Source organism: Paucibacter hankyongi, assembly GCF_037482915.1.
GTDB classification, from domain to species: Bacteria; Pseudomonadota; Gammaproteobacteria; order Burkholderiales; family Burkholderiaceae_C; genus Paucibacter_A; species Paucibacter_A hankyongi.
On the sequence record NZ_JBBHJX010000010.1, the window covers coordinates 97242 to 119034 of the forward strand.

At 65.2% G+C, this 21793-nt stretch carries 20 protein-coding genes; 4 read left to right on the forward strand and 16 right to left on the reverse strand.

From position 1 onward, the window contains the following. Nucleotides 1-40: 40 nt before the first annotated feature. Complete coding sequence (locus WG899_RS15440) at nt 41-1417, forward strand: O-antigen ligase family protein (RefSeq protein ID WP_339596543.1); 1377 nt, start codon at nt 41-43, stop codon at nt 1415-1417. An 87-nt stretch (nt 1418-1504) separates the two neighbouring features. Here WG899_RS15440 and WG899_RS15445 read toward each other — a convergent pair whose 3' ends face one another. The 7 genes from WG899_RS15445 to WG899_RS15475 form a co-directional block, all read right to left on the reverse strand. Continuing rightward, complete coding sequence (locus WG899_RS15445) at nt 1505-2443, reverse strand: DMT family transporter (protein WP_339596544.1); 939 nt, start codon at nt 2441-2443, stop codon at nt 1505-1507. An 85-nt stretch (nt 2444-2528) separates the two neighbouring features. After that, the gene (locus tag WG899_RS15450; protein ID WP_339596545.1) at nt 2529-2954 is read right to left on the reverse strand and encodes a PaaI family thioesterase; all 426 of its coding nucleotides are present in this window, start codon (nt 2952-2954) and stop codon (nt 2529-2531) included. A gap of 176 nt (nt 2955-3130) precedes the next feature. Continuing rightward, entirely contained in the window at nt 3131-3568 is a 438-nt protein-coding gene (locus WG899_RS15455; RefSeq protein WP_339596546.1) for an MAPEG family protein, read from the reverse strand. Nucleotides 3569-3957: 389 nt separating this feature from the next. Beyond that, nucleotides 3958-4320, reverse strand: a complete 363-nt coding sequence (locus WG899_RS15460) for a nuclear transport factor 2 family protein (protein ID WP_339596547.1) — start codon at nt 4318-4320, stop codon at nt 3958-3960. Between the two features lie 53 nt (nt 4321-4373). Continuing rightward, on the reverse strand, nt 4374-4922 hold the full coding sequence (locus WG899_RS15465) for a P-loop nucleotide/nucleoside kinase family protein (RefSeq protein ID WP_339596548.1): 549 nt from the start codon (nt 4920-4922) through the stop codon (nt 4374-4376). Beyond that, the gene (locus WG899_RS15470; protein WP_339596549.1) at nt 4900-5184 is read right to left on the reverse strand and encodes a carboxymuconolactone decarboxylase family protein; all 285 of its coding nucleotides are present in this window, start codon (nt 5182-5184) and stop codon (nt 4900-4902) included. Before WG899_RS15470 ends, WG899_RS15465 begins: the two co-directional genes overlap by 23 nt. A 276-nt stretch (nt 5185-5460) precedes the next feature. Beyond that, a complete protein-coding gene (locus tag WG899_RS15475; RefSeq protein ID WP_339596550.1) occupies nt 5461-5910 on the reverse strand; it encodes a hypothetical protein in 450 nt (149 codons plus the stop codon). A gap of 337 nt (nt 5911-6247) precedes the next feature. Here WG899_RS15475 and WG899_RS15480 point away from each other — a divergent pair, with 337 nt between their 5' ends. The 3 genes from WG899_RS15480 (at nt 6248) to WG899_RS15490 (ending at nt 10394) form a co-directional block, all read left to right on the forward strand. Then, nucleotides 6248-7996: an LruC domain-containing protein gene (locus WG899_RS15480; protein WP_339596551.1), complete on the forward strand. Its 1749-nt coding sequence runs from the start codon at nt 6248-6250 to the stop codon at nt 7994-7996. A 58-nt stretch (nt 7997-8054) separates the two neighbouring features. Then, nucleotides 8055-8570, forward strand: coding sequence for a hypothetical protein (locus tag WG899_RS15485; RefSeq protein WP_339596552.1), 516 nt, complete (start codon nt 8055-8057; stop codon nt 8568-8570). Between the two features lie 78 nt (nt 8571-8648). Further along, nucleotides 8649-10394: a hypothetical protein gene (locus WG899_RS15490; protein WP_339596553.1), complete on the forward strand. Its 1746-nt coding sequence runs from the start codon at nt 8649-8651 to the stop codon at nt 10392-10394. A gap of 15 nt (nt 10395-10409) precedes the next feature. Here WG899_RS15490 and WG899_RS15495 read toward each other — a convergent pair whose 3' ends face one another. The 9 genes from WG899_RS15495 to WG899_RS15535 form a co-directional block, all read right to left on the reverse strand. Next, on the reverse strand, nt 10410-12362 hold the full coding sequence (locus WG899_RS15495; protein ID WP_339596554.1) for a sulfatase-like hydrolase/transferase: 1953 nt from the start codon (nt 12360-12362) through the stop codon (nt 10410-10412). A 12-nt stretch (nt 12363-12374) separates the two neighbouring features. Continuing rightward, complete coding sequence (locus WG899_RS15500) at nt 12375-14531, reverse strand: hypothetical protein (protein WP_339596555.1); 2157 nt, start codon at nt 14529-14531, stop codon at nt 12375-12377. After that, entirely contained in the window at nt 14531-15811 is a 1281-nt protein-coding gene (locus tag WG899_RS15505) for a glycosyltransferase (protein WP_339596556.1), read from the reverse strand. Before WG899_RS15505 ends, WG899_RS15500 begins: the two co-directional genes overlap by 1 nt. Beyond that, nucleotides 15808-16992 carry an acyltransferase family protein gene (locus tag WG899_RS15510; RefSeq protein ID WP_339596557.1) on the reverse strand — a complete coding sequence of 395 codons (1185 nt, stop codon included), beginning with the start codon at nt 16990-16992 and terminating at the stop codon, nt 15808-15810. Before WG899_RS15510 ends, WG899_RS15505 begins: the two co-directional genes overlap by 4 nt. A gap of 37 nt (nt 16993-17029) precedes the next feature. Then, on the reverse strand, nt 17030-17680 hold the full coding sequence (locus WG899_RS15515; protein ID WP_339596558.1) for a class I SAM-dependent methyltransferase: 651 nt from the start codon (nt 17678-17680) through the stop codon (nt 17030-17032). A 19-nt stretch (nt 17681-17699) separates the two neighbouring features. Then, nucleotides 17700-18422 (reverse strand): glycosyltransferase family protein, encoded by a 723-nt coding sequence (locus tag WG899_RS15520; protein ID WP_339596559.1) that lies wholly within the window; start codon nt 18420-18422, stop codon nt 17700-17702. Next, nucleotides 18419-20608 carry a GumC family protein gene (locus WG899_RS15525; protein WP_339596560.1) on the reverse strand — a complete coding sequence of 730 codons (2190 nt, stop codon included), beginning with the start codon at nt 20606-20608 and terminating at the stop codon, nt 18419-18421. The genes WG899_RS15520 and WG899_RS15525 overlap by 4 nt, the downstream gene beginning before the upstream one ends. Further along, a complete protein-coding gene (locus tag WG899_RS15530) occupies nt 20608-21285 on the reverse strand; it encodes a hypothetical protein (RefSeq protein WP_339596561.1) in 678 nt (225 codons plus the stop codon). Before WG899_RS15530 ends, WG899_RS15525 begins: the two co-directional genes overlap by 1 nt. A 110-nt stretch (nt 21286-21395) precedes the next feature. Further along, nucleotides 21396-21734 (reverse strand): STAS domain-containing protein, encoded by a 339-nt coding sequence (locus WG899_RS15535; RefSeq protein ID WP_339596562.1) that lies wholly within the window; start codon nt 21732-21734, stop codon nt 21396-21398. Nucleotides 21735-21793 lie beyond the last annotated feature (59 nt).

The window sequence follows — 21793 nt, forward strand, 5'->3', positions numbered from 1 at the left end:
GGGTCTAGTCAATCGCCCAGAGGCGCCGGACACTGCCGGCATGAGCCTGATCATCTACCTCGCGCTGATTGCCGCTGCCGTGGTGGCCCTGCGGCATGGGCCGGCGCAGGCCTTGCTGCGGGTTTATCTACCGGTCTTGCTGCTCTTGCCAGACTCATTCAAGGTGATGGTACCTGGCCTGCCCGGCCACCCGAACTTCAACCAGGCCGCCATCGTGCCCATCGTGCTGTTGGCCCTCAGCCGGCACCGGGCGGGCTGGAAGTTCGCGCCGATGGATGGTTTGATGTGCGTGTTTGTGCTCTGGGTCAGCGTCTCCGACTATGTCGGCCGTGGCTATGCCGACGCCCAGAACTCGGTCATCGCGATGCTGACCTCGGTGATGGCGCCCTATATCGTGGCGCGGCTGCTGATCGTGCCGCAGGGTCTGCAGGTCGCTTTTGCCCGGCGCCTGGTGGTCTTGGTGTTTGGGGTGGCGCTGATCGGGCTGTGGGAGTTTCGCTTTGGCTTCAACCCCTTTTTGGCCCTGCTTCAGCCGCTCTTTCCAGGCCAGGCCGGCGGCTGGGTGACCACCTTCCGGCACGGCATGGCGCGCGTGGCCGGTCCCTATTTGCACGCCATCTTGGCTGGCATCGTGATGGCCTTGGCCTTTCAGGTGCAGCGCTGGTTGCAATGGGGCGAGCATTGGGAGCCGCGCTTTCGCCATCTGCCCTGGCTGACGCTGCCGAAGGCCAAGGTGATCACCGCGGTGCTGTTTGCCGGCATGCTGATGACGGTGGCGCGTGGTCCCTGGGTGGGCGCGCTGATCGGTGCCGGTCTGGCCCTGGTGGGCGAGGCCCTGGATCGGCGCCGGGCCCTGCGCATCAGCGCGGCGCTGGTGTTGGTGGGTGCGCTGTTAGGGGCTTGGCTGCTGAGCAGCTATTTGGACATCAAGCCCGGCACGGAGTTGACCGCCAGCCAGGAGTCGGCGCTTTACCGCAAGGTCTTGTTTGAGAAGTATCTGGACATCGCCATTGACCATGCCTGGTTGGGCTGGGGCGTCACCACCTGGCCCAAGGTGCGCGGCATGGAGTCGATCGACAACTACTACCTGTTGCTGGCGCTGATGCATGGGCTGCCGGCCACGCTGATGTTGCTGCTGATGCTGCTCGGCGCCAGCGTTCAATGCATGCGCCGCGGCCTGGCCGAGCCGGCCGATCAGCGCAGCCCGGCCTTCACCCTCGCCGGGGTGTTTCTGACCATATTCGTGTCCTTGGGCACCGTCTATTTGGGCGGTCAGGTGTTGCCGCTGCTGTTTTTGATGCTGGGCTGGTCACAGGGCATGCTGCAGCACAAGACGGTTGCGACGGATGCCTTGGTCGCAGGCCAGCGTCCTCTTGCCCCGCCGCCTCGGCCGGAGTTTCGCGGCATCATTGCCTAGCAGCCTGGCCTCGCGGTGAGGGGGCTGCCGAGCCGGCAGGGCCACTGGGGCATTGCGAGCTAGCACTCTTAAGCTTGGACTTCTCGGTCAGTGCGAAGGCCGTTTGCCTGTGGCGCGTTTACCCAGGACCCAGATGCTGAGCAGGAGCATCGCGCCGCCAAACCACTGCATGGCGCTGAGGTGCTGGCCCAGCAGGACGGTAGACAAAACGACGGCGGTCAGCGGTTCGAGCAGGGTCGCGATGGTCAATGCCGTTGGCTTTAAGCGTGCAGCCCCCCAGCTGAAGGCCAGCAATGCAAGCGCGGCGGTCACAACACCAAGGTAAAGAAACCAAGCCTGCGGCGGCACCTCGCTGGGCCACGTCAGCGGGCGGTACAAGCCAAACAGCCCCATTGCCGCAGCAGCCACAAGGGTCAGGCAAGCCGTGGCAGGCCCCGCACCGAGCGCAATAGAGATGCGTCCGCTGATCGAGGAGAAGCCCGCGTAGAGCAGTGCTGAACCTACAGAAAAGACGACACCGAGTAGAGCCCCATTTGCCGAGCCGCTGCTGTTGGCTTGAGGGCCATGCTGGACAACGATGAGTGCCGTTCCAATGATCGCGCCTGAAAGCACCGACAAGAGTTGCAGGTCCGCGCGTTCTTGTCCGCGAGCGACGGCGACGGCGGTAACGATCACCGGCGGCAGGCAAAGCGCAATCAATGTCGGCACGGCTGCGCCCATTTGCTCAATGCCCAGAAACCACAACAGCACGTAGCCCGCCATGCCTACGCCTGCCAACAGGACGGTCCCAAGCAGCGGGCGTAGTCGGTTCCAAGAGATGTGCCTTCCGAAAACAGCCAGCAGTACGACGGCCCCTACAAGGAAGCGCCAGAAGGAAATGTTCGCTGGCGAGAACCCATGCTTCTCGACCAGCAGGTTCACGATCAGAGCGCCAGTGCCCCAAAGCACGCCCGCCCCGCAGGCGGCCACAAACGCCAAGCCTGTGCTTGAAGGTTGGGGTGTTGAAACGGCCGAGGGAGTGGTCATGGCCTAGGGTGTTTGATATTTGAGATGAGATTAGGCCTAGCGTCTGGATTGCCAGGAAAAGCTCTCTGGGCTGAAGACTTGAGCTTCACTTGAGCACGCTGACCATGGTTGCCTGCATGAGCGCGACAACCTTGTAGGAACTGTTGTCCGCTCCCGAAAAGGCTCTGACTTCTCCCGTGCAAACCGTCAGGAGCTTACCCGCGCTGCGCACTGTTCCGATGGCCAGAAACCGTTCGCCCAGTGCTGGGCGCATGAGATTGATCTTGAACTCCGCTGAGACAACCTCGTATCCAGGAGGCGCTTTGGTCAGCGCTGCATAGCCACACGCAGTATCTACAAGGCTTGCTGTTACGCCAGCATGCAGATAGCCATGCTGCTGAGACAAGCCTGCAGAGTAGGGCATGGAGATATGGACTTCGCCTTCTTCCACCAGCACAAGCTTTGCGCCGAGGGTTGCCATCAGACCCTGAGCGCTAAAGCTCTCGAAAATTCGCTTGTGAATGTCGCTCATGGAAGCCTTTCGCGTGGACTCAGTAAAACTGTGATGCCCAGCCTTGCCTTAGAGCGCATGTTTGGCTCCACAACTGGCGCGCCCTTTGAATCGCCGAACTTTGGAAATTCGGAAGCGTCCAAGAGTCAAATTCGATTTGAAGTGCCTAGCCGTTGCAAAAAGCCTTGAGCCATTGCCTAAACAGCATTTGCGGAGGCAATCGAGACAAAGAAGCACACCCACATGCCAACCAGCAAAGCAAAGCTCGCCAAGAAGACCGCCAGTCGGTGGTAGACCTTGTTGTACGAGCAGTGGATGAAGCTGTGCAATGCTCGCAGCGCAACGTACACCCATGCGCAGGCCACCAGCCACGTCGGAACTTGATGAATCGCCACGGCGACGGCGGCCAAGGCGTAGAAAAGAACCGGAACCTCAAACAGGTTCCTGAAGTTGTCCGCAGGCTGAATGTTTTCGAGCTTGGCGGCCATCAGCGCCGAATTAGACGCTGACTGCGGATGAATGCGCTTCCGACGCATTTCACTGACGCGGGTGAAGAGCATCACCCCGCCGACGGTTGCGGTGAGCAGAACCAGGGCCAGGCAAGCAGCAATGAGAAGAAGGGAGTTCGAGGTCATTTAGATGGAGTACTGTCTAACGTTGAAATTTGTGGGGTCGAAATCGGCTGGTTGCATGTCTCGATGATCAACTGCTGAGCGCAGCGCGGCCCGTCGTTTGAGGTTTGCTAGAGAGAAGGGTTTGGCAGCGAAGCTAGAAAACAGACGATGTTATTCAATGAGTATGCAGACAGGCCAGAAGTGCAAACCCTGCTGCTCCGGCGAACGCTGTACACATGAGCACACCATAGGCCGCGGCAAAAAATAGGCTCAGCGCGATCAGCGTCCGCTCAGATCTAAGCTGGCCTTTTATGATTGGCCTAACGATGAAGGCAAGCGGCCAAAGTCGTGGAAGCGGGGGGGGGCGAACAGGGCGAGCACTGCTGCACTTTTCGATCATTCCTTGCTGGTTATTTGAGCTGCGCTGGGTCATAGAAGAACCGCTCCTCGGCCATGAGTTCGCCTTCCCACCGTTGATGGGCGAGTTCTTCAAAGCGTACGGTCCGGCCCTTCAAATCTTGGATCTCGAAGACCCAGCGGATGACGACAAAGTCTCCGGAGCGGAAAACGGGGCGAATGCATGATGCCTTCAAACTGGCGATAGAAGCCAGCGCATCCGTCTCGTGTTTGATCAAGACACTCTTGCCGACTCGCGGCGCAACTGCGTTCTCCTGCATCGAGGCATGGTCGGCGTAGAAGCGGAGCATGGCTTCCACAGTTTGCCCGCCTTCGACCAGGCTGATGAACGACTCAAGGGTTTCTTGGGATGGCATGGGCGCAGTGAATCTAGTTTTGTGTGGCTTGCGTTGTGAATATACGGGGAGCCTTAGGCGTGCTCATTGAATGAATGGTTAGCCATCACTTCCTCACTGAAATCAGAGCGTACGTATTCAATTTTGTACTCGTCGCGTTCAAGTTCGTCCGACGGTTCCCACATATTGCTGGCCATTTCAAAAACATGGTCCGGGACGACCATGGAAAACGTAGGGCCTTGATTTGAATTGCGGTGCTGAACGCGTGCTCGGCGTACTTCTCTAGGCGCATCAAGCTCGTACATCACAAGGCCAAAGCCTTCGCCAATGACCTGGCGGCAAAAGTCAATTCGCGGCTGCTGCTGTATGAGACCAAGTTCGAGGATGACATCTGATCCAGATGCTAGAACGGCCTTGCTGTGGGTCCAGATGAGCCTCAGCAGACGCTCTTTCCGAGCGAGGTACCAAGAGATGAGGTCACCCGCGGGTCGATCTGGACTGAAAAGCTTTGCGAACCATTCGTCCAGGGCAATATGGACGCCACCAGTGCGGGTCGCGAGCGAGCCGGAAAACGTCGACTTCCCCGCTCCCACGGGACCTTCAATTATTCTGACGATGGGCATGTTTGAGGCTTCCGGTGATGGTTGATGCCACTCGATGGAAGGGATAGATGTTTGGCGCAAGGGCTTCGGAGCCTTGAGTTGGCTGAATGTCAAAAATCTTTCCGAAGGTGCCGCCCGCCCACATAAACCCCATGAATGCAATAAGTTCGACGAGTTCTGGCTCGGAAAAGTGCTCGCGCATGATATTGATTTGAGCTTCGTTGATCTCGCGGTGATCGGCTGCGAAAAGCTGCGCCAGCCCTACCGCGAGAGAAGTACGCATGGCTTCGTGCCTTGACTCAGGCGGACCGCCTTTTTGCTATGCAGTGCTCGCAGCCGTGAGCAAGCGCTAGGGCTGGCCGAACCTGCTCTAAGAGTTTCGCAGGCAGGATGGAGCGCGAGAAGAATACTTCTTCAAGCTTTGACCAAGGCCCCGAGACATGTGGCGCATGGCCCATGACTGCCTCATAGGGCGTTGCGCCGACTGGAGAATGGGAGATTCCAGTGAGCTTGCGCAAGAGCGCTGATCGGGCCCTAGGGGCTGGGCGCACGTAGCCCGTCAGTCTTTTTGTCCATCGCGATTGCCGCCAATGCTGCGCTTCACAAACAACCAGGCCTTGCGCCATAGCGCGGCTTCCATGGCCATGAATCGCGCCAGCCAGGGGGGCATACCTTCGGATTGGAAACGCGCGCGCGCGGCTTCTTGGGACTGCCCGGAAAAGACCACGGCCTTGTAGACCTCGACGCCAAGCTTGATCTCGAGCAGGAGAAGCCCTGCCAGGCCTACGTAGCGAAGCCAGGTCAGCGAGGGAAGCAATTGCTGATGCTGCTCGGGAATAGCTTTGCCCGTCGCCCAGATGGCGAAACAGGCCAGCGCAATGGCTTGAATGACCGCGGCCTTGCCCTTGTGGCGATAGCACCAAACGTAGAGCAAGGGGACGACGAGTACAAAGTCCAGCAATAGCGCCGCTTCGACGGGCCGATAGTTCGACCAGCCGCCAAAGTGCAAGGCGCTCAGATCGCCCATCACCAGCAAGGCCGCAAGAGGCCAGAACCAGTTCCTGAAAAGCCAAGGCTTCGCCAAAAGGGGGGCTGCAGTCATCAGTCAGGTCTCCTGGTGGATCGGTCAAGCCCGGCACACGGATGCAGGTGGTGCGGTGGGGCTGCTCAGTGAAATGGGTGATGCGGCTTGATCTTAGCGAGTCAGTCCGTGAGCCAGGCTTGCGCGCATGTGCATGCTCGGAACCAGACCCAGGCGGGGACTTGCTCGCTTGTTCACGATCTGTCCACACATGCCAGCCGGCTTGGCGTTTCAATCGCTTCAACCCCTTGAAAGGATGAGCGCCATGAAACACGGACTTGCCTTCAAACTCTGCGCCGCGCTGCTGGCCGCCGGCTTGCTGACGGCCTACACCCGCGTCAGCAATGTGATCACCTGGAGCTATTTCGGCACGCCCACGGGCAGCTTGCACTACAACACCAGCACCGGCGGTCCAACCATCAGCGAGTTCTCCCGCCGCCTGCCCACTGGTCTACCGGCGATGCCGGCCGATCTATTGAGCAAGGTGCGCTACACGCTGCCCGAGGGCCGCGACATCCGCCTCAATTCTCAGGGCCTGATCCCTGACAGCGACGACAAAACCAATGTGCGCTTTAGCCAAGACGCCGAGGTCTGGGTCACATTTGTGACCGAAGGCGCCGGCTACCGCAATAGCGTCGGCTATTTTGTCTACGACCCGCTCAACCCACCGACCACGCCGGCCCAGGTGCAGGAGAAGATCATCTTCGCCAATGCCTCGACCAGTTCGCCGCTGGACACCGTGGGTACCTACCAGAACACCGTCTACCTGGGCAACTTCAGGGCCGGGCAGGCGCTTGGCTTCATGATTGTTTCGGATGGCTTCTCCTCCACCGGTCGCTTGCTGAATGGCCAACGCATCGCAGGCGTCAAGGACAGTGCCAGCCCGGCCTGGATCTTTTACACCTTGCGGCAACTCAACCCAGAAGCCTCCAGTGTGCAGAACCTCAATGTGCACACCATCATGCTGAAGGACGCGTCAGACTCGAGCGATGGCTACCAGCGCCTGGTGATCGGTTTTGAGGACATCAACCGGGAGTCCGGCGGCGACCACGATTTCAATGATGTGGTGCTGGCTGTGCATGTGACGCCGAGGCGGGCGATCCAGAACATCAGCACGCTGCAAACGCTGGTCTCGGCCGCCGATCTGGACAGCGACGGCGACGGCGTCAAGGACGCGCTGGACGAATTCCCCAACGACGCCACTCGCGCCTTCAGTCGCTACTACCCCGGCGCCGACACCTGGGGCACGCTGGCCTATGAGGACCAGTGGCCTCAGCATGGCGACTACGACATGAACGACGTGGTGCTGCGCTACCGCACCCGCGAGATCATGAATGCGGCGCGCCAGGTGGTGGCGCTCAGCGTTGACTATGAGTTGGCGGCCCGTGGCGGTATCAATGCCAGCGGCTTCGGGGTTCATCTGCCCGGCATCAGCCGCAATAGCGTGGCCTCGGCCAGCCTGCGTGTCGGCGCGGCGGCGGCCCAGCCTTTGACGGTGGAGACCGGCCAGACCGAGGCCAGCTTCATCATCTTTGCCAACAACCAGACGCATATGCCGCTGCCCTCCAATCCCGCCAATGGCTGCGGCTTTGTCAACACCAACAAAGGCTGCGCGGCGACGCCGCCGGTAGCCTTCCATCTGGATGTCAACTTCACGCAGCCCTTGGCTTCCAGCCTGTTCGCCTCGCCCTACAACCCCTTTATCTTCAGCACCTCGGCGCGCGGCAAGGAGATTCACCTCGCCGGCAAGGCACCGACCGCGCTGGCCGATCGCAGCTGGTTTGGAGAGGGCATGGACCGCAGCGTATTCGGCAGCAGCTACACCTATATGGACGCGCAGCGCCGCCCCTGGGCGCTGGACCTGCCGCTGGGCTGGGTCTGGCCGGCCGAGCGGGCCGAGCTCTTGAGCTGCTATCCGCGCTTTGCCGACTGGGCCATCAGCAACGGTGTCAATGCCCGCGACTGGTATGCCACCGGCCAGGTGCCGGCCTGTTTGTACACGGCTGGTTCCTGAACCCGGCTGCTTCGACGCTATTTCCGCAATGCCGCTGCGGCGGTTTGGAGAACACACCATGCAAACACGACGCATCGAGACGGCCTGGCTTGTTTTGATCGGACTGGGCCTGTCTGCCTGTGGCGGCGGTGGGGGTGGCAGTACTAGCGCGCCCAGCGCGGCAGCAGCGCCGGTGACCGCGCCGAACCCTGCGCCCGCGCCGGCTCCGGCGGCTTCGGCCGCCACCGTGGTCGAACTGTTGCCCGGCAGCAGCATGGCTTGGAGCACCGACGGTCAACTCAATGTGCAACTGGCCCTCAGCCGCGCCAATGGCCAGCCGGCTGCCGGCGCGGCATTGCGGGTCTTCACGCTGTCGCGACTGAGCCCGCAGGATGGCTCCACGCTGGAGCAGCCGGTGCCGGTCTCGCTGTTGGAGAGTGCTGCCACCGATGCCGCGGGTCGTATCGCCTGGACGCTGCGCATGCCGGGCGAACAGACCGAGTTGTTGTTGGTGGCCACGCTGGACGATGAGCAGGGCCAGTGGGTGCTGAGCAGCGCGGCGGCCAGCCCGCAAACGCTGCAGTTGAGCAAGTAGCCCGCGCGGCCGTAAGGCCTCGCTGGGCTGGGCTGGGCGCGCGATACTGCGCGTCTACAACAGCCAGCGAGACAAGCCATGGCCCGCCATTTGAATTCACGCTCGCGTCTGCGCCGCGCCGCTGCTTTGAGTGCCCTGACCTTGGCACTCGGCGGCCTGGCCGCTTGTGCCTTGCTGCCCTTTGCCCCCGACCGCAGCGCCACCGCCCCTAGGCTGGACGGCTTTGGTAAGGTGGCCTTGGCGCCCAGTCAAGCCAATGAGGCCGCGCGCCGCTTGTTCGCCCAGGGCCTGACCCAGGCCTATGGTTTCAATGAGCATGAGGCGGTGCGCTCTTTCAAGGCCGCCCTGGCGCAAGACCCCGAATGCGCGCTGTGCGCCTGGGGTGTGGCCTATCAGCTCGGCCCCAATATCAACAATACCGAGCGCGGTGATTTGCAAGAGGCTCTGCGGCATGTTGATTACGCCTTGGCCCACAGCGCCAGGGCGACGCCGCTGGAGCGCGCGCTGATCGAGTCGCTGGCGCTGCGCTATGGCCATGGCAGCGAGTCGCGCAATCTGGCGCCGCTGCAGGCGGCCGTTTGTGGCGCCGGCCAGCAAGACGGGCGCGACGTGGCCGACCCGCTGGATATCGCCTATGCCGAGCGGATGCGCAACCTGGCCGATCGCTTTGCCGATGACGCCGATGTGTTGGCGATCTATGCCGAGGCGGAGTTGGTGGCCACCCGCGGCGATTGGTGGGACCCCGCCAGCGGCCTGCCGGCCGGGCGGATTGGTGAGCTGGCCAATCGCTTGGAAGCCGGCTTGCGCAAGTATCCGGATCACACCGGCTTGAATCACTACCTGATTCACACCGTTGACGCGCCGCAGGTGGCCGCGCGCGCCGAGGCTGCGGCCGACCGGCTGGGGGCGCTGGCGCCGAAGTCGCCGCACCTGCTGCACATGCCCTCGCACACCTACGGTCAGATTGGCCGTTATGCCGATGCGACGCGGGTCAACCAATTGGCCAATGCAGCGGACGAGGCCATGCGAGCCGAGCTGAAGGCGCAGAACTTCAGCATCAGCAAGGACTGGCGGCGCCATAACACCCACTTCCAATGGTTCGGCGCCTTGATGGAAGGGCGCGGCGAGCTGGCCCTGGAGGCGGCGCGCGCCTCGGTGCCTTTGAGCGAAGGTAGTTTTGTCTTCGCCGAGTATCAGCGCAGCCTGCCGATGCTGACCCTGCTGCGTCTGCAGCGCTGGGAAGCCTTGCTGAAGGAGCCGCTGCCCAGCGGTGACTTGGGCATGAGCACGGTCTTGGGTCAGCTGGCGCAGGGTAGCGCCAAGGCGCGCCTGGGCCAGGTGGCCGAGGCACGGCAGGCGCTGACCCAGCTGGATGCAGCGAGCGCGCCCTTGCTGAAGAAATTTGACGGCAAGAGCGTCTTTCACGACACCGTGCGCAGCCTGGTGCTGAGCTCGCAAGCCCAGCTGCGCGCCGAACTGGCGTTGGCCGAGCAGCGCCCGGAGGAGGCCCTGGCCCAACAGGCCGAGGCCGCCAAGATCGCCGCCGCGGCCGACCGCATGGAGCCGCCGATGTTGGCCGGTGGCACCCGCCTGCGCCAGGGCGAGATGCAGCTGCAGCTGAAACGTTATGCCGAGGCCGAGGCCAGCTACCGCGCCAGCCTGCAGAGCTTCCCGCGCAGCGGCTGGGCCTTGCAGGGTCTCAGTCAAGCCTTGCTGGCCCAGGGCAAGCGCGAGCAGGCGGCCGAGCTGGCGCCGCTGCTGGAGCAGAGCTGGCAAATGGCCGATGCCAGTTTGCGCGGCGGCGTGGCCCAGTCGCCCCGCTGAGGCAGGGCGAGGGCCTCAGCGCCCGCTTTGAGTTTCAAACGGTGGCGAGCCCAGCTGGGCTCGCAGCAGCGGCAGCCAGTCGGCCGTGCTGGGCGGCTGGCTTGGATAGAGCGTGCCGCTTTCTTCGCTGGGTTTCAGCATCTCGATTTGCACCGGCGTCACGGTGACCGAATCGGGCCGCCAGATCAGGCGCAGGTCCACCACATAGTCGGGCGTGCTGAGCTGGCCGGTGCGGCCGCTGGCGGCCAGCGTGAAGATGGCCGGCGCGGGCCGGGTGATCGCCGCAGTCTTGGCGCCGCGCAGTGCTTCGGGCGGAACCGCAATGTCCAGATAGCGGACCAGGCGCGGCAGGATGTCGCGGTGGCCAATCAGCTCATCGGAACGGGCGGCGGCCTGGCCGGGCAGGCGCAGCATCAGCGGCACACGCTTGCTGCTGTCGCCCACCGCCGCGTGGCCCTGCAGGCCCACGCTCATGCCTTCGCCATGGTCGGAGGTCAGCACCACCACGGTGTCTTCATAGATGCCGGCTTCTTGCAGCGCGGCGATCACGCGGGCCAGCTGTTTGTCGACATAGTGGGCCGCGTTGCGGTAGCGGTTGTGCAGCAGCGTGGCCTCCAGCTCCGAGTTCAAGGCCTTGGGCAGGGCGAGGTTTTCCGAATAGGGCTTGAAGAGGGCCTGGTCCTCCGGGAAGGGGTAGGTGTAGTGGGTGCTGTCGAGTTGCAGCAGCATGAACTGGGGCCGCGAACCCTGCCATTGGTGGCCGCGGATGAAACCGGCCAGATGCTCGGCGGCCTGGCGGTCGTAGAGGTTTTTGTCGGCCGGGTTGCCGCCCGCCTCAGGAGCGGCTTGGAAGTAGTTGAGCGGCTGGCGGCCGTCGCCCAGCAGCCGCTCGCGCGTGCGGGCATAGGCCAGATTGGTGGACACCGACACCTGCTTGTCATAGCCGGCCTTGCCCATCAAGGCCAACAGCCAGCTGCCCAGCGGTTCGCTGCGGCGCGGGTGGCGGCCGTAGAGATTGTCGTGCGCGGCCTCATCGAACAAGAGCACCGACCAGCTCAGCGGCGTGTAAGTGGCCTCGGCCATCGCGTTGTCGAAGCTGAGGCTTTGCTGCGAGAGCTGCCAGATCGTCGGGCAGGTGTCGGGCCGGACCAGGTCGGCGCGAAAGCTCTCCAGCAGCACGTAGAGCACATGGCGTGGATTCTTGGCCGGCCCGACCGCCTGCAGCCACTGCGCTCTTTGCCCATGCGCTACCGGCGCTGGCAGGCTCAGTTGCACCGAGCGGCTGCTGCCTTCGAACAGCTGCCAATAGCCGGGCATGCGCAGGGCGCGGTAGAGATAGTCCTCGCTGTCGCGCGCCAGCGTTTGCTCGCTGGCCGAGAGCAGCGGCAGCGCCAGCAAGGCGCCCAGCAGCCAGGCCGGCCGCAGGCCTTGTCGTGCAAGGGGGCGTAGGTTGCAAAACTTGCCTTGGCCCAGCCATTGCCGCAGGCCCGCGCCAGCCAGCAGGGTGAGGAACAATGCGCCGCCCAGCAGCAGCAGGCGCGGCGGGGTCAGGCCGATCTCTCGCAGCCCCTCCAGCACTTGTTCGCTGGCCAAGAGCATGGGCAAGATCTCGCGCAGCGGCATCGAGGTCATGCGCATCAAGAAGCCGTCCAGCAAGAGCGTGCAGCAGTAGAGCGTGGCCAGGGCCGCCCAAGCCATGCGCAGGCTGCGCCTTTGCAGACCTTGATCAATCAGCAGATAGAAGCTCCACCACACCAGTTGCTGGACTTCATGCGAAAGCAGGGCCACGGCGGGCAGCTGCAGATCGCGCAGCATCAGCAGCCAGAGGTGGCCGATCAACCAGAGCAGGGCGGCGAACAGCAGGCCGGCGCCGCTGGCCTCGCTCGCGCTTGCTTCGCGCTGCGTTTGCGCTTGGCTGGTGGCATGCATCGGTGATTGGGGGCGGCGTGCGGCTTCGGATGCAGACATGGTGTGTTCCTCTCAAGGCTGCAGGGTGGCCCAGCTGCGTGCGGGCAGATTCAGCGTCAGGCGGCCCTGGCGGCAGGCCAGCGGCTGGCTGTTGGTCTCGGTCTCGCCTGGCCGTTCAACATTGCTGCGCCAGCGCAGGGCCTGAGCGCAGGCCAGCTCGATGCGCTGCGCCTGTGCGCCGGCGTTGACCAGCGCCCAGCGCTTTCCTTGTGCGTGCCCTGGCTGCTCGGTGAAGGTGATGCCCGTGAGCGTGGCGCAGGCCGGCCCTTGGCAGCGCACTGCATGAGCCGTGCCGCCGGCCACCTCGTTGAGGGCCTGCAGCGCCGCGCCGGTGGGGCGCCAGTGGCCGACGCCGGCCAGGTCGCGGGTGATGCCGAACAATTGCGTCAATTCGCGGCGCTCGCCGAGCATGAAGAAACTGTCGTAACCGCTGAGTGCATAGACCGCCTGGCGGCGCACGCCGGCCAGCGCCGCTTGCAAGAGCCGGCGCGCCAAGGCGGTGCCGGCGGCGGCATCGGCCAAGACCGCGTCGCGCTGGGCGCCGCTGGCATTGCCGCCGGTGGTGTGAAAGTTGACTTCGTAAACGTCAAGCTGATGCCGCTGCGCAGCGGCCAAGCGCAGCGCCTCCAGCAGCGGCTGCACATCGTCTTGCAAGACCCGCTCGAAGACCTGCGCGCTGGAGTCCGCGGCGTCCTGCTTGTAATGGAAGTAGGGCGCCACGGCGATGCCCTGGCTCTGCCGCGACAGCGCGGCCATGCGGCCGGCCGCGGCCGGGTTGACGTATTGGGTGCCAATCACGCGGTGCAGCGGCAGCGCTGGGCCCGCGCCCTCGCGCAAAGCGGCAAAGGCGCGGTCCGCCACCTCCGCCAGGGCCTCGGCGCGGGCAATGCCAGCCGGCCGGAAGACGCTGTTCCAGTGTTCATTGCCATGCTCGACGACGATCTCGCCAAAGCGGTGCTGCTGCTCGGCCTGGGCCAGCAGGGTGCCCAGCGCTTTGGCCTCGGCCGGCGTCAAGGTGGCCGGTAGCACCAGCCAAGGGCGCGCGCCGACGCGGGCGCACAGCTCGAGAAACTCCGGCAGCGAGTAGGCGAACAAGCGCTCGTTGGGCCCGGGGCGGTAGCGGCTCGGTCGGCGCGCCAGCGGCGGCGCCAGGCGATTGCTGAGGCTGTCGCCGAGCTGGCCCTGCCAGTCACGCAGATAGCCGGGGCGCAGCTGCAGCAGGGTCTGGATCAGTTCGTCTCGGAAGGGGCTGGTGCGCTCGCCTGCTAAGCTGCCCAGCTCGATATCATCGAGCAAGACCTGACCCTGCTCGAGCAACAAGCTCAGTTGCAGCGGGCCGACGGGACCCTTGTCTTCGGCCTGGAAGTCGAATTCGAAGCGCTGCCACTCTGCGCCTAGGCTCGGGCGCTGGTCCAGCCAGGCCGCCTGGCCATGGCGAGCAAAGCTCAGTCGAAAGCGCGCTGAGGCGGCGGAACTTTTGGCTTGGCGGGCCCAGAAGCTGAGCCGCCAGCGTCCTTGCACCGGCAGCAGCTTGCCGGCCCGCGCGCCGATCGAGTCGAGGTGATGAAACAGCGCGGCCGGCTGGCCCGGCACGGCGCTGAGCAGGGCGGCATGTCGGCCGGGGCTGCCGGGCCGAGGCTCGGCCACCGTCCGCACCAAGCCCTGCGTCCACCATTGCGGCACCGCCAGCATGTCTTGCTGACCCTGCAGGGCGAGCACATCGCCGGGCGCTAAGCCGGGCGGCGGCGGCTCCAGCTGCAGCAGATCGCCACCTTGGCGGTCAGCGCGGCGGTTGTCCAGCACCCGGCCGACGCGGCCGGCCGCGGCGCCGCTGAGCACCTCGAAGTGGGCCCCAGCCCAGAAGCCGGGCTCGCGGGCGGTCCAGCGGCTGTCATCTTCCACGCCCTCGGGCAGGACGCGGCCGACGATCAGCAAGGCGCCATCATGGGTCAATTCCAGACCGGGGTTTTGCAGCACATTGCGCATCAGCTGATCGGCGCCCCAGACATTGCGGCCGCCCAGATTGAGGCCGAAGCGCGGCAGCTCGCCGAGCGTGGCACCCAGGCTGAGGACGCTGCCGTCGCCCGGCATGGCCCGGCTAGGCAGGGCCAGCAAAGCCGCCCAGAACAGCAGCCTAGCCCAGCGATGGAAGCCGAAGCGGACTTTCATCACAGATGCGCCTTGATCAAGTCGCTGCGGTGTTTGAATACCGCCTCGTCGGAGAATTCCTGTCCGCAGGCCCAGGCATCCCGGGCCATGGTCTGGCGCAGGGCGGGGCGTTCCAGTTGCTGGCTCAGCAGATGGCTCAGGGCTACGCTGTCGCCAATGTCGACAAAGCGCCCTGCGCCTTTTCGCGCAGCCACCAAGTCTTGCGCATAGGGGCTGGCGTAGCCCAGCAGCGGCAGGCCCGACATCAAGGCTTCGATCAGGCAGCGCGGCGACTCCGGCGTCAGATGGCAAAACACAAACAGATCAAGGCTGCGCAGGAACTCCAAGACCTTGGCGCGGTCGTTCACCGCGCCGGGAAAACGGATCTGCCCCTCCAGCCCATGAGCGCGCACCCATTGCCGCGCTTCTTCCAACATCGGTCCATCGCCGATCCAGCAGGCTTGGATGCGCTGCCCCGGCTTGGCCCGCCCTATCGCGCCGGCCACCGCTGACAACCATTGCAGCGGCCCCTTCATCGCATGCAGGCGCCCGGCATAGCCGATGCGCAGAATGCCATCGTCACGCGCCAGCCTTTGTTGCAAGGCCGGCTCGCCGATGATGTCATGACGCTTGAGGTGAATGTTATGGACCAACTGTGGATTCAGGCAAAACGGGGCGTAGGCCTGTTGCACGGAACGGCCGTGGAACAGGCCCAGCGTGGCGTGGCGCACCGCGCGCAGGCTGTTGCGTTTCAGCATGGCCAGCTTCAACCGCCCAAAGGCCCGGCGCATCAAGCCGCCCGGCTCGGCCGGAGGCATCTCGTGCAAGACCCAGTCCAGCCAGACGGCATAGTCGCGGCCTTTGGCGCGGGCCAGGTCGGCAGCGATATTGCCCCAGCTGCCGAGCCAACCCAGATTGGCGAAGCACAGATAGCGGTGCTGCGGAATCAGGCGCTCAAACAGGGCGGCGACGCTGGCGCGCTGTTGGTAATGCGTCAGCGGGTGGTAGCCCCAGGGCAGAGTGTGCAGGCTCAGCCGCCCGTCTTGCAGCAGGTCGGCCACCGGCAGCCAGCTGGTCGAGGTCTCGAGCAAGGCGTCGCCGGCCTCAGGCAGCAGCGGCGCACACAGGCTCAAGCGATCGAAATTGTCGAGCCAGCGGGCAATGCCGTTGTGCGCCTGCGCCTCGACATGCAAGACGCCGGCTATGCGCTTGAAGGGCACCGGCAGTTCCAGCAGCAGGCTGTTGTCGGCGGCCGCGGTGGTGCTGATGGTGATGCGAGGGGTGTGGGCCAGGCTGTTCATTTCAGACCTTTCTGGGCGATCAAGACTTGGGCCTTCGCGGGCGATTGGGGTGTGGCCTGAAGGCGCTGGATCAGGCGAGCGCCGAGGGCGATGCCAGGCCGCTCGATGCAGCGGCCCAGCAGGCGCGCGGCGGCGTAGGACATGGCACTGACAAGTAGCAGGGCGAGCAGATAGGCCCCGTCGCCGGAGAGGGGCCACAAGGCTTGCAGGGCATGCAGCCCATGCCAGGCGAACAGGATGTGAATGATGTAGATGGCGTAAGAGGCGCGGCCGATGCGGCAAAGCCAGTCGGGCAGCCGGGGTGCGTGGCTGAGGCCCTGAGCCAGCAAGACAAAGCCCAGGCCGGCAAGGCTTGGGATCAGCGCAAAGGCCAGCGGCCAGGTGCTGCGCCACAGCAGCGCGCACGACGCCAAGGGCAAGAGCGACAGCAATAAGGCCGCGTGCCAGCCGGCCAGCGGCCCGGTCCTTGGCAGTTGACGGCGCCAGTCGAACCAAGCCATGCCGAGCAAAAACACCGGCAGTTGATTGAGCGGATGAAAGTAGTCGGCGCTGTTGTTGGCGAGCGGAACTGTTCGCGTCAGCGACTGCCAGAGCAGGTGCAGGCCCAGCAAAAACAGCGCCGCCAGCGCCGCGCCCAGGCCGGGTGGCCAGCTCGGGCGGCGCTGCTGCAAGCCTTGCAGGCCCTGCAGCAGCGCCGGGAACAAGGCATAGAACACCATCTCCACGCCGATCGACCAGCCGCCGGGCACGACGGCGTTCTGCGCCGAGGGCAACAGGCCGTGGATGAACAAGGCATTGGCGAGTTGATGGGCCAGCGTGTAGGCCGACTCGGGCTCGTTCGACGATTCAGCAAAGGCCAGATGCCAGCAGCTGAAAAAGACGATGGCGAACCAATAGAGCGGCGCGATGCGGAAGAAGCGACGCAGCAAAAAGGCCAGCAGCAGATGATGCGATGTTTCGGCACCGCCGGCTTCTCTGCGGCAGGCTTCGACCGCAGCGCGCTGCTGCCAGGACAAACACAGGGTATAGGCCGAGGCCACGAAGAACAGCTGCACGCCCATCTGGCCAAAGCTGGCCAGCGCCCGCAGCGGCGCCGACAGCCCCGGAACTTGCAGGGCCACATGGTTGGCCAACACCATCAAAATGGCCAGGCCGCGCAGGGCGTCGATCCAGGGCAGCATGAGCGTCTCTCCCTTGGCTTGCAGGTGCGGCGCCGGCTCAGGCCCCGAGCCGCGTGCCGCGCAGCAGATGCTGGTGCACGAACAGCGGCGCCAACAGACCGCCGGTGAGGAGGTTTCGCCAGAAGTCGCGGTCGCCGCGGCGGGTGCCAGTGGCGGCCTCGGCGGTCAGCTTCAGGCCGGCTTGGGCCAGCAAATCCAGCGCCCCCTGGCGGCTGAAAAAGCGCAGGTGGGTGCGGTCCATGATGCCGGCCTCCTTGTATTCAAAGCGACCCGACAGCAGCAGCGGCAGCACGACGCGGTGGTTTCTGACGTTAGGCAGGCTGACGATGACGACGCCACCCGGGCGCACCAGCGTGCGCAATTGCTGCATCACCTGCCAGGGGTCGACCAAATGCTCGAGCACGTCCAGGCACAGCACCAGGTCATAACCGGCTGGGTCGAGCGCGGCCATCTGGCTTTCGACCGGCCCCTCCAGCACCCGGTCGACGCGTCCGCGTGCCACCGCCGCGGCCTCGGCCATCAGCTCGATGCCGGTGGTGTGGCCGACGCGGCCACTGTCGCGCAACCAGGCCAGCGTGGCGCCGGCGGCGCAGCCGATTTCGAGTGTGCGCTCGGCTCTTTGCGGCAACAGCGCCTCGATGTCGCGCCGCACGAAGTTGAAATACCAAGGCTGCTTGTCTTCATACATGGCGGTCTCCCAACAGGTCTCAGAAGCCGGCGGCCAGGCGCCGCCAGCTATTGCGCAAGGCCCGCAGCAGCGGGGCGAGATTGGGGATGGGCACTTCGTCCAGCCAGGACGGGCCGATGATGTCGCTGCGCGAGCTGCGTTGGCTGGCCAATGAACGGCTGGCGATCAGCGTGCGCAGCTCCGGGTGCTGGCGGCGCAGCAGGGTCAGGGCGCCGTCGTAGTGCATGGGGCTGCCGAGCGGGTGGCCGCTGGGCCGCGACAGGCAAGCCTGCAGATGCGCAATCGCCAGCTCGAGGGCATTGGCGTGAATGGCGTAGCAGTGGGCGCAGACCAAGGGCGCTTGCGTCAGCACCCAACGAAGCGGGCCGGGCTCGATCGGCTGCGCATGGCCCGGGTAGGCCAGGTGCCAGGCATCACCGCGCAGCGTTGGCAGCAGCGCGCTGCTGTCGCCCTTGTGCGGCATGAACATCACATCGTCCTCCAGCACCAGCAGGCGCTGCACGCCGTCGGCCTGGGCCTGCAGCAGGATATTCAGATGGCTCAAGAAGCAGCCATGGGCGCCGACATTCGGAAAGCCGGCGGCGTGGCTGGGACGCACCGCGCGCACAAAGCGCACCCGTTGGCCATCCACCTCGACGCCCAGCCGCGCCAGTTCGGCAATCACCGCGTCACGCCGGTCGGTGCGCTCGGGCAGGTTGATGATGCAAATGCGGTCAAAGACGCGCAGCAGTTCGGCATTCATGGTCTGCCCCTTCCGTTGGAATGAAGTGTTTGCAAGAAAAGGCCCAGGCGCAGGCGCAGCGTGGCCAAGCTGAGCCGCCAGCCGGGCGTGCTGAAAAAGGTGTCGGCGCGCCGGCCGGTGACCGACTCGATCATCAAATCGCGCAGATAGCCGCCGCCATCGAAGGCCGCCACACGGTTGACCACCAGGCCCACGGCCTCCGGGTCCAGCGTTTGCAGCAAGCGCTTGGCGCGTTGCACTTCGCCCTGCGCCACCGCCCCGGCCTCCACCACCAGCAGCACCTGGCCGAGCGTTCGCACCAGTAACTCGGCATCGGCACTGACCAAGAGCGGTGGCATATCGACCAGCACAAAGTCGTAGTGCTCGGCCCATTGGCGCAGCTGTCCCCCGAGCTTGTCGAGCCGCTCCAGGCTGACCCGGCCGCGGCCGCCCACGGCCACCCGTTCCGGCAAGTCGCCGCTGGCCGGCACGATCAGCTCGGCCGCCGTGGCCTGCTCGCGCAGCAGCTCCAGCAAGCCGGGGCGCGGCTGCGCGGCAGCGGTGTCGGTGAAGCGCGGATCGCGTGAGAAACCATTGGCTTCGACGGCCAGCACTTTGAAACCGAGCGTGCCCAGGGTGGCGGCCAACTCCAGCACCAGACTGCTGCTGCCGGCGCCGGGCTTGCAGCCGCTCAGGCCGAAGACGCGCTGTTGTGGCTGGCCCGGGCCCAGGCGTTCGCGGCTGCGGATCAAGGCGGCGGCCATGCGGCGCAATTGCTCATCGGCAAAGACCTGGCTGGCCAGACCGTCGCGCTGCACCTGCCAGCCGGCCGGCGCCATGCCCATCAGGCGCTGGGCGTCATTGACGGTGCGCACGCGGCGATCCAGCAGGTCGCGCAGGATGGGCGCCAGCAGGGCGGCGCCGCCGGCCGCCAGCAAGGCCATCAGCATCAGCTTCTTGCGGCCGGGGCCGAGCGGGTGCTCGGGCAGCAGCGCCGGCGCGACCAGGCGCACAAAACCGAAAGAGCTGCTCTCGATGCCGAGGAAGTTGATACGGTCGCGCACCTTGTTGAGCTCGCTGCGCAGCTGCGCCACATCGGCGGTCAGCGTCTGCGCATCCTGAAACAGCTTGGCGAAACGGGTGGCCTGGGCCTCCAAGGCGCTCAGTTCCTCTTGCAAGGACTGCTCGACCGAACGGGCCTGGTCGACGGTGCCCTGCAGCCGGGCCTGGATATTGCGCCGCAGGCCGCCCTCCAGGCGATCGCCTTGGCCGCGCAACTCGGTCTCGATCTCGGCCAGCTCGCGGTCGGCCGCCAGCGCACCGGGGTGGTCGGCGCGCAGGCCGGACTTCAGCACCAGCAGCGCGGCGCGCCGGGTGCTGAGCGCGGCCTTCAGGCCGTTCAGACCGGGGTCGCTTTGCACCGCCTCTTGCACCGAGCGGGCCGCCAGCGTGGTGTCGCCTCGGGCCAGAAAGGCGGCCAGTGCGGCATCCACCTCCATGCGGGCCTGACGTGCGCCGGCGACCTTGTTGCGAAGGCCGTTGATCAGCTGGTCATAGGGGTTGGGGGTGCCTTCGGCGAAGGTGGTCAGGCTGAGTTCGCGGGCGATCTCGCTGCGCTGATCCACCTTGGCGCCGATCTGTTGCAGCAACTCAGCCTCGCGCAGGCGCAGGTTCTTGCTGCGCTCATCAGAGCCGTAGATCTCCTCGCTCTTCATTTTTTCAACGAAGCTGGCCGCCACCGCATTGACCATCTCGGCCAAACCATCGGGCTTGGCGCCCTTCAGGCCGAGACGCACCATATAGGTGTCGGAGACGGTGCTGACCTGCAGCCGCTCGCGCAGCTTGTCGACCGCTTGACGATCGCTGTCTGTCTTGCTCTGCCATTGGCTGCGCTGCTCGCCGAGGCGTTCCAGCGCGCCCAGCAGCACATCGTGCCGGCTCATGCTCTGGCGCTGCTGCTCAACGAACTGGCGGTATTGGCTGTTGGATTGGAAGTCGAGTTCCTGGTCCTCGCGCAGATTGCGCATATAGCGCGGCGAGATTTGCAAGGTGGCCTCTGACATGAAATGTGCTCGCCCCTTGACCCAGGCGCTCGGCAAGCCCAGCGCCAAGGTCAGCGCGAAGGCCAGCCCGGCCAGTCGGCGATGCGCCAGCAGGCTGCTGAGCGGCTTGATGCCGCGTCCGGGCAGGCTGACGGGCTCGCTCATCATGCGGCTCCTGCGGCCCCTGTGGCAGCGAGGCTCGCTCGGCCGTGAGCTTCAGCTTTGGAGGCGCGTTGCCGCTGCTGTTCTTGTCGTGCCCGCTGGATCGCTGCGGCCGAGGCCCAGGCCGGCCACTGCGCCAGCGCCGCGTTCGGCCCGCACAGGCGGCTGGCCTGCCAGGCCAGCAAGCCCAACCAGTGCTCGGCGCGCAGGCCGGTGTCGCTGCCCAGGCCCAGGTCTTGCGCCAGCAGGCGCCGCAGCAGCGGCAGGCCCAGGCCGAGGGCGCGTACGCCGGCCGGCGGGGTGTCGCAGTGCAACCAGCTGGGGCGCGGCTGGTGCGGTGCCCGACCCGGCCAGCACGCCGCTTCGTCATGGGCCAGATAGAGCAGTTCCCAGCTCGAGTTCTCGAGCCGCTCGATCAGGGCGTCATCGGCATGGCCGAAGGCGGCCTCGGCGCAAACATCGGCGCAGAGCAGAAGCAGACCGGGGGTGGCATCCCGCTCGGCCCGGTCGGCGGCGTGGGCCAGCAGGTGGCGGGCTTGGCCATCGTTGTGGGCGTCGATCCAGGCGGCGCCGGGGTCCAGGCTCAGGCCCAACTGCTGCAGGCCGCGGCTGGCCGGGCAGACGCTGGCGGGGCCGGTGCCGATCACCAAGGCTGCGTTGAGGTAGTCGCTCATCTTCATGGCCGTTGATCCGGGCAATGCCGCGGCCGGACCCGGCGCCTGGTGGTGCCGGCATCGGTCGGGCGAGGGGGCTTGCGAAACTTGCGAAACTTGCGAAGCGGGGAGGCGCTTCAGCCGAAGCTGCTGACGGCGTCGCCGCGGGTGTCGTGAATATTGAAGACCCGGTGCATGCGCATCAACTCGAACAGGGCACGCACCGTGCGTGACATTTCGCACAGGCGGAAATCACCGCGTCGGCCGTTCAGCTGGCGCAGACAGGAGATCAAGGCGCCGAGGCCGGAGCTGTCGACGAATTTGACCCCGGCCATGTCCAGCACCACTTGCTTGTGCTCCAGCATCAGCGACTGTGCGGCGTCGCGGAAGTCCCGCACATTGCTGGCGTCCAGATTGTCCTCGCGCAGTTCGATGACGAGAACATTGCTGCCTTCGATTCTTCCGGTCAGTTCCATGGCGCGCTCCTTGGGAATGGGCTTGGCGATGGATGGATTGAAACTCGAGCGGCGTTTGC

Excerpts from the sequence above, each read along its gene's own strand:
- WG899_RS15510 (WP_339596557.1), bottom strand. The coding sequence starts at position 16,992 with ATGCTGCCCTGGATCGACGCCCTGCGCGGCCTGGCCATTTTGATGGTG.
- WG899_RS15465 (WP_339596548.1), bottom strand. The coding sequence starts at position 4,922 with ATGCCCATCGTCAGAATAATTGAAGGTCCCGTGGGAGCGGGGAAGTCG.
- WG899_RS15480 (WP_339596551.1), top strand. The coding sequence starts at position 6,248 with ATGAAACACGGACTTGCCTTCAAACTCTGCGCCGCGCTGCTGGCCGCC.
- WG899_RS15500 (WP_339596555.1), bottom strand. The coding sequence starts at position 14,531 with ATGAAAGTCCGCTTCGGCTTCCATCGCTGGGCTAGGCTGCTGTTCTGG.
- WG899_RS15455 (WP_339596546.1), bottom strand. The coding sequence starts at position 3,568 with ATGACCTCGAACTCCCTTCTTCTCATTGCTGCTTGCCTGGCCCTGGTT.
- WG899_RS15445 (WP_339596544.1), bottom strand. The coding sequence starts at position 2,443 with ATGACCACTCCCTCGGCCGTTTCAACACCCCAACCTTCAAGCACAGGC.
- WG899_RS15440 (WP_339596543.1), top strand. The coding sequence starts at position 41 with ATGAGCCTGATCATCTACCTCGCGCTGATTGCCGCTGCCGTGGTGGCC.
- WG899_RS15485 (WP_339596552.1), top strand. The coding sequence starts at position 8,055 with ATGCAAACACGACGCATCGAGACGGCCTGGCTTGTTTTGATCGGACTG.
- WG899_RS15460 (WP_339596547.1), bottom strand. The coding sequence starts at position 4,320 with ATGCCATCCCAAGAAACCCTTGAGTCGTTCATCAGCCTGGTCGAAGGC.
- WG899_RS15505 (WP_339596556.1), bottom strand. The coding sequence starts at position 15,811 with ATGAACAGCCTGGCCCACACCCCTCGCATCACCATCAGCACCACCGCG.
- WG899_RS15535 (WP_339596562.1), bottom strand. The coding sequence starts at position 21,734 with ATGGAACTGACCGGAAGAATCGAAGGCAGCAATGTTCTCGTCATCGAA.
- WG899_RS15525 (WP_339596560.1), bottom strand. The coding sequence starts at position 20,608 with ATGAGCGAGCCCGTCAGCCTGCCCGGACGCGGCATCAAGCCGCTCAGC.
- WG899_RS15450 (WP_339596545.1), bottom strand. The coding sequence starts at position 2,954 with ATGAGCGACATTCACAAGCGAATTTTCGAGAGCTTTAGCGCTCAGGGT.
- WG899_RS15530 (WP_339596561.1), bottom strand. The coding sequence starts at position 21,285 with ATGAAGATGAGCGACTACCTCAACGCAGCCTTGGTGATCGGCACCGGC.
- WG899_RS15520 (WP_339596559.1), bottom strand. The coding sequence starts at position 18,422 with ATGAATGCCGAACTGCTGCGCGTCTTTGACCGCATTTGCATCATCAAC.
- WG899_RS15490 (WP_339596553.1), top strand. The coding sequence starts at position 8,649 with ATGGCCCGCCATTTGAATTCACGCTCGCGTCTGCGCCGCGCCGCTGCT.
- WG899_RS15495 (WP_339596554.1), bottom strand. The coding sequence starts at position 12,362 with ATGTCTGCATCCGAAGCCGCACGCCGCCCCCAATCACCGATGCATGCC.
- WG899_RS15515 (WP_339596558.1), bottom strand. The coding sequence starts at position 17,680 with ATGTATGAAGACAAGCAGCCTTGGTATTTCAACTTCGTGCGGCGCGAC.
- WG899_RS15470 (WP_339596549.1), bottom strand. The coding sequence starts at position 5,184 with ATGCGTACTTCTCTCGCGGTAGGGCTGGCGCAGCTTTTCGCAGCCGAT.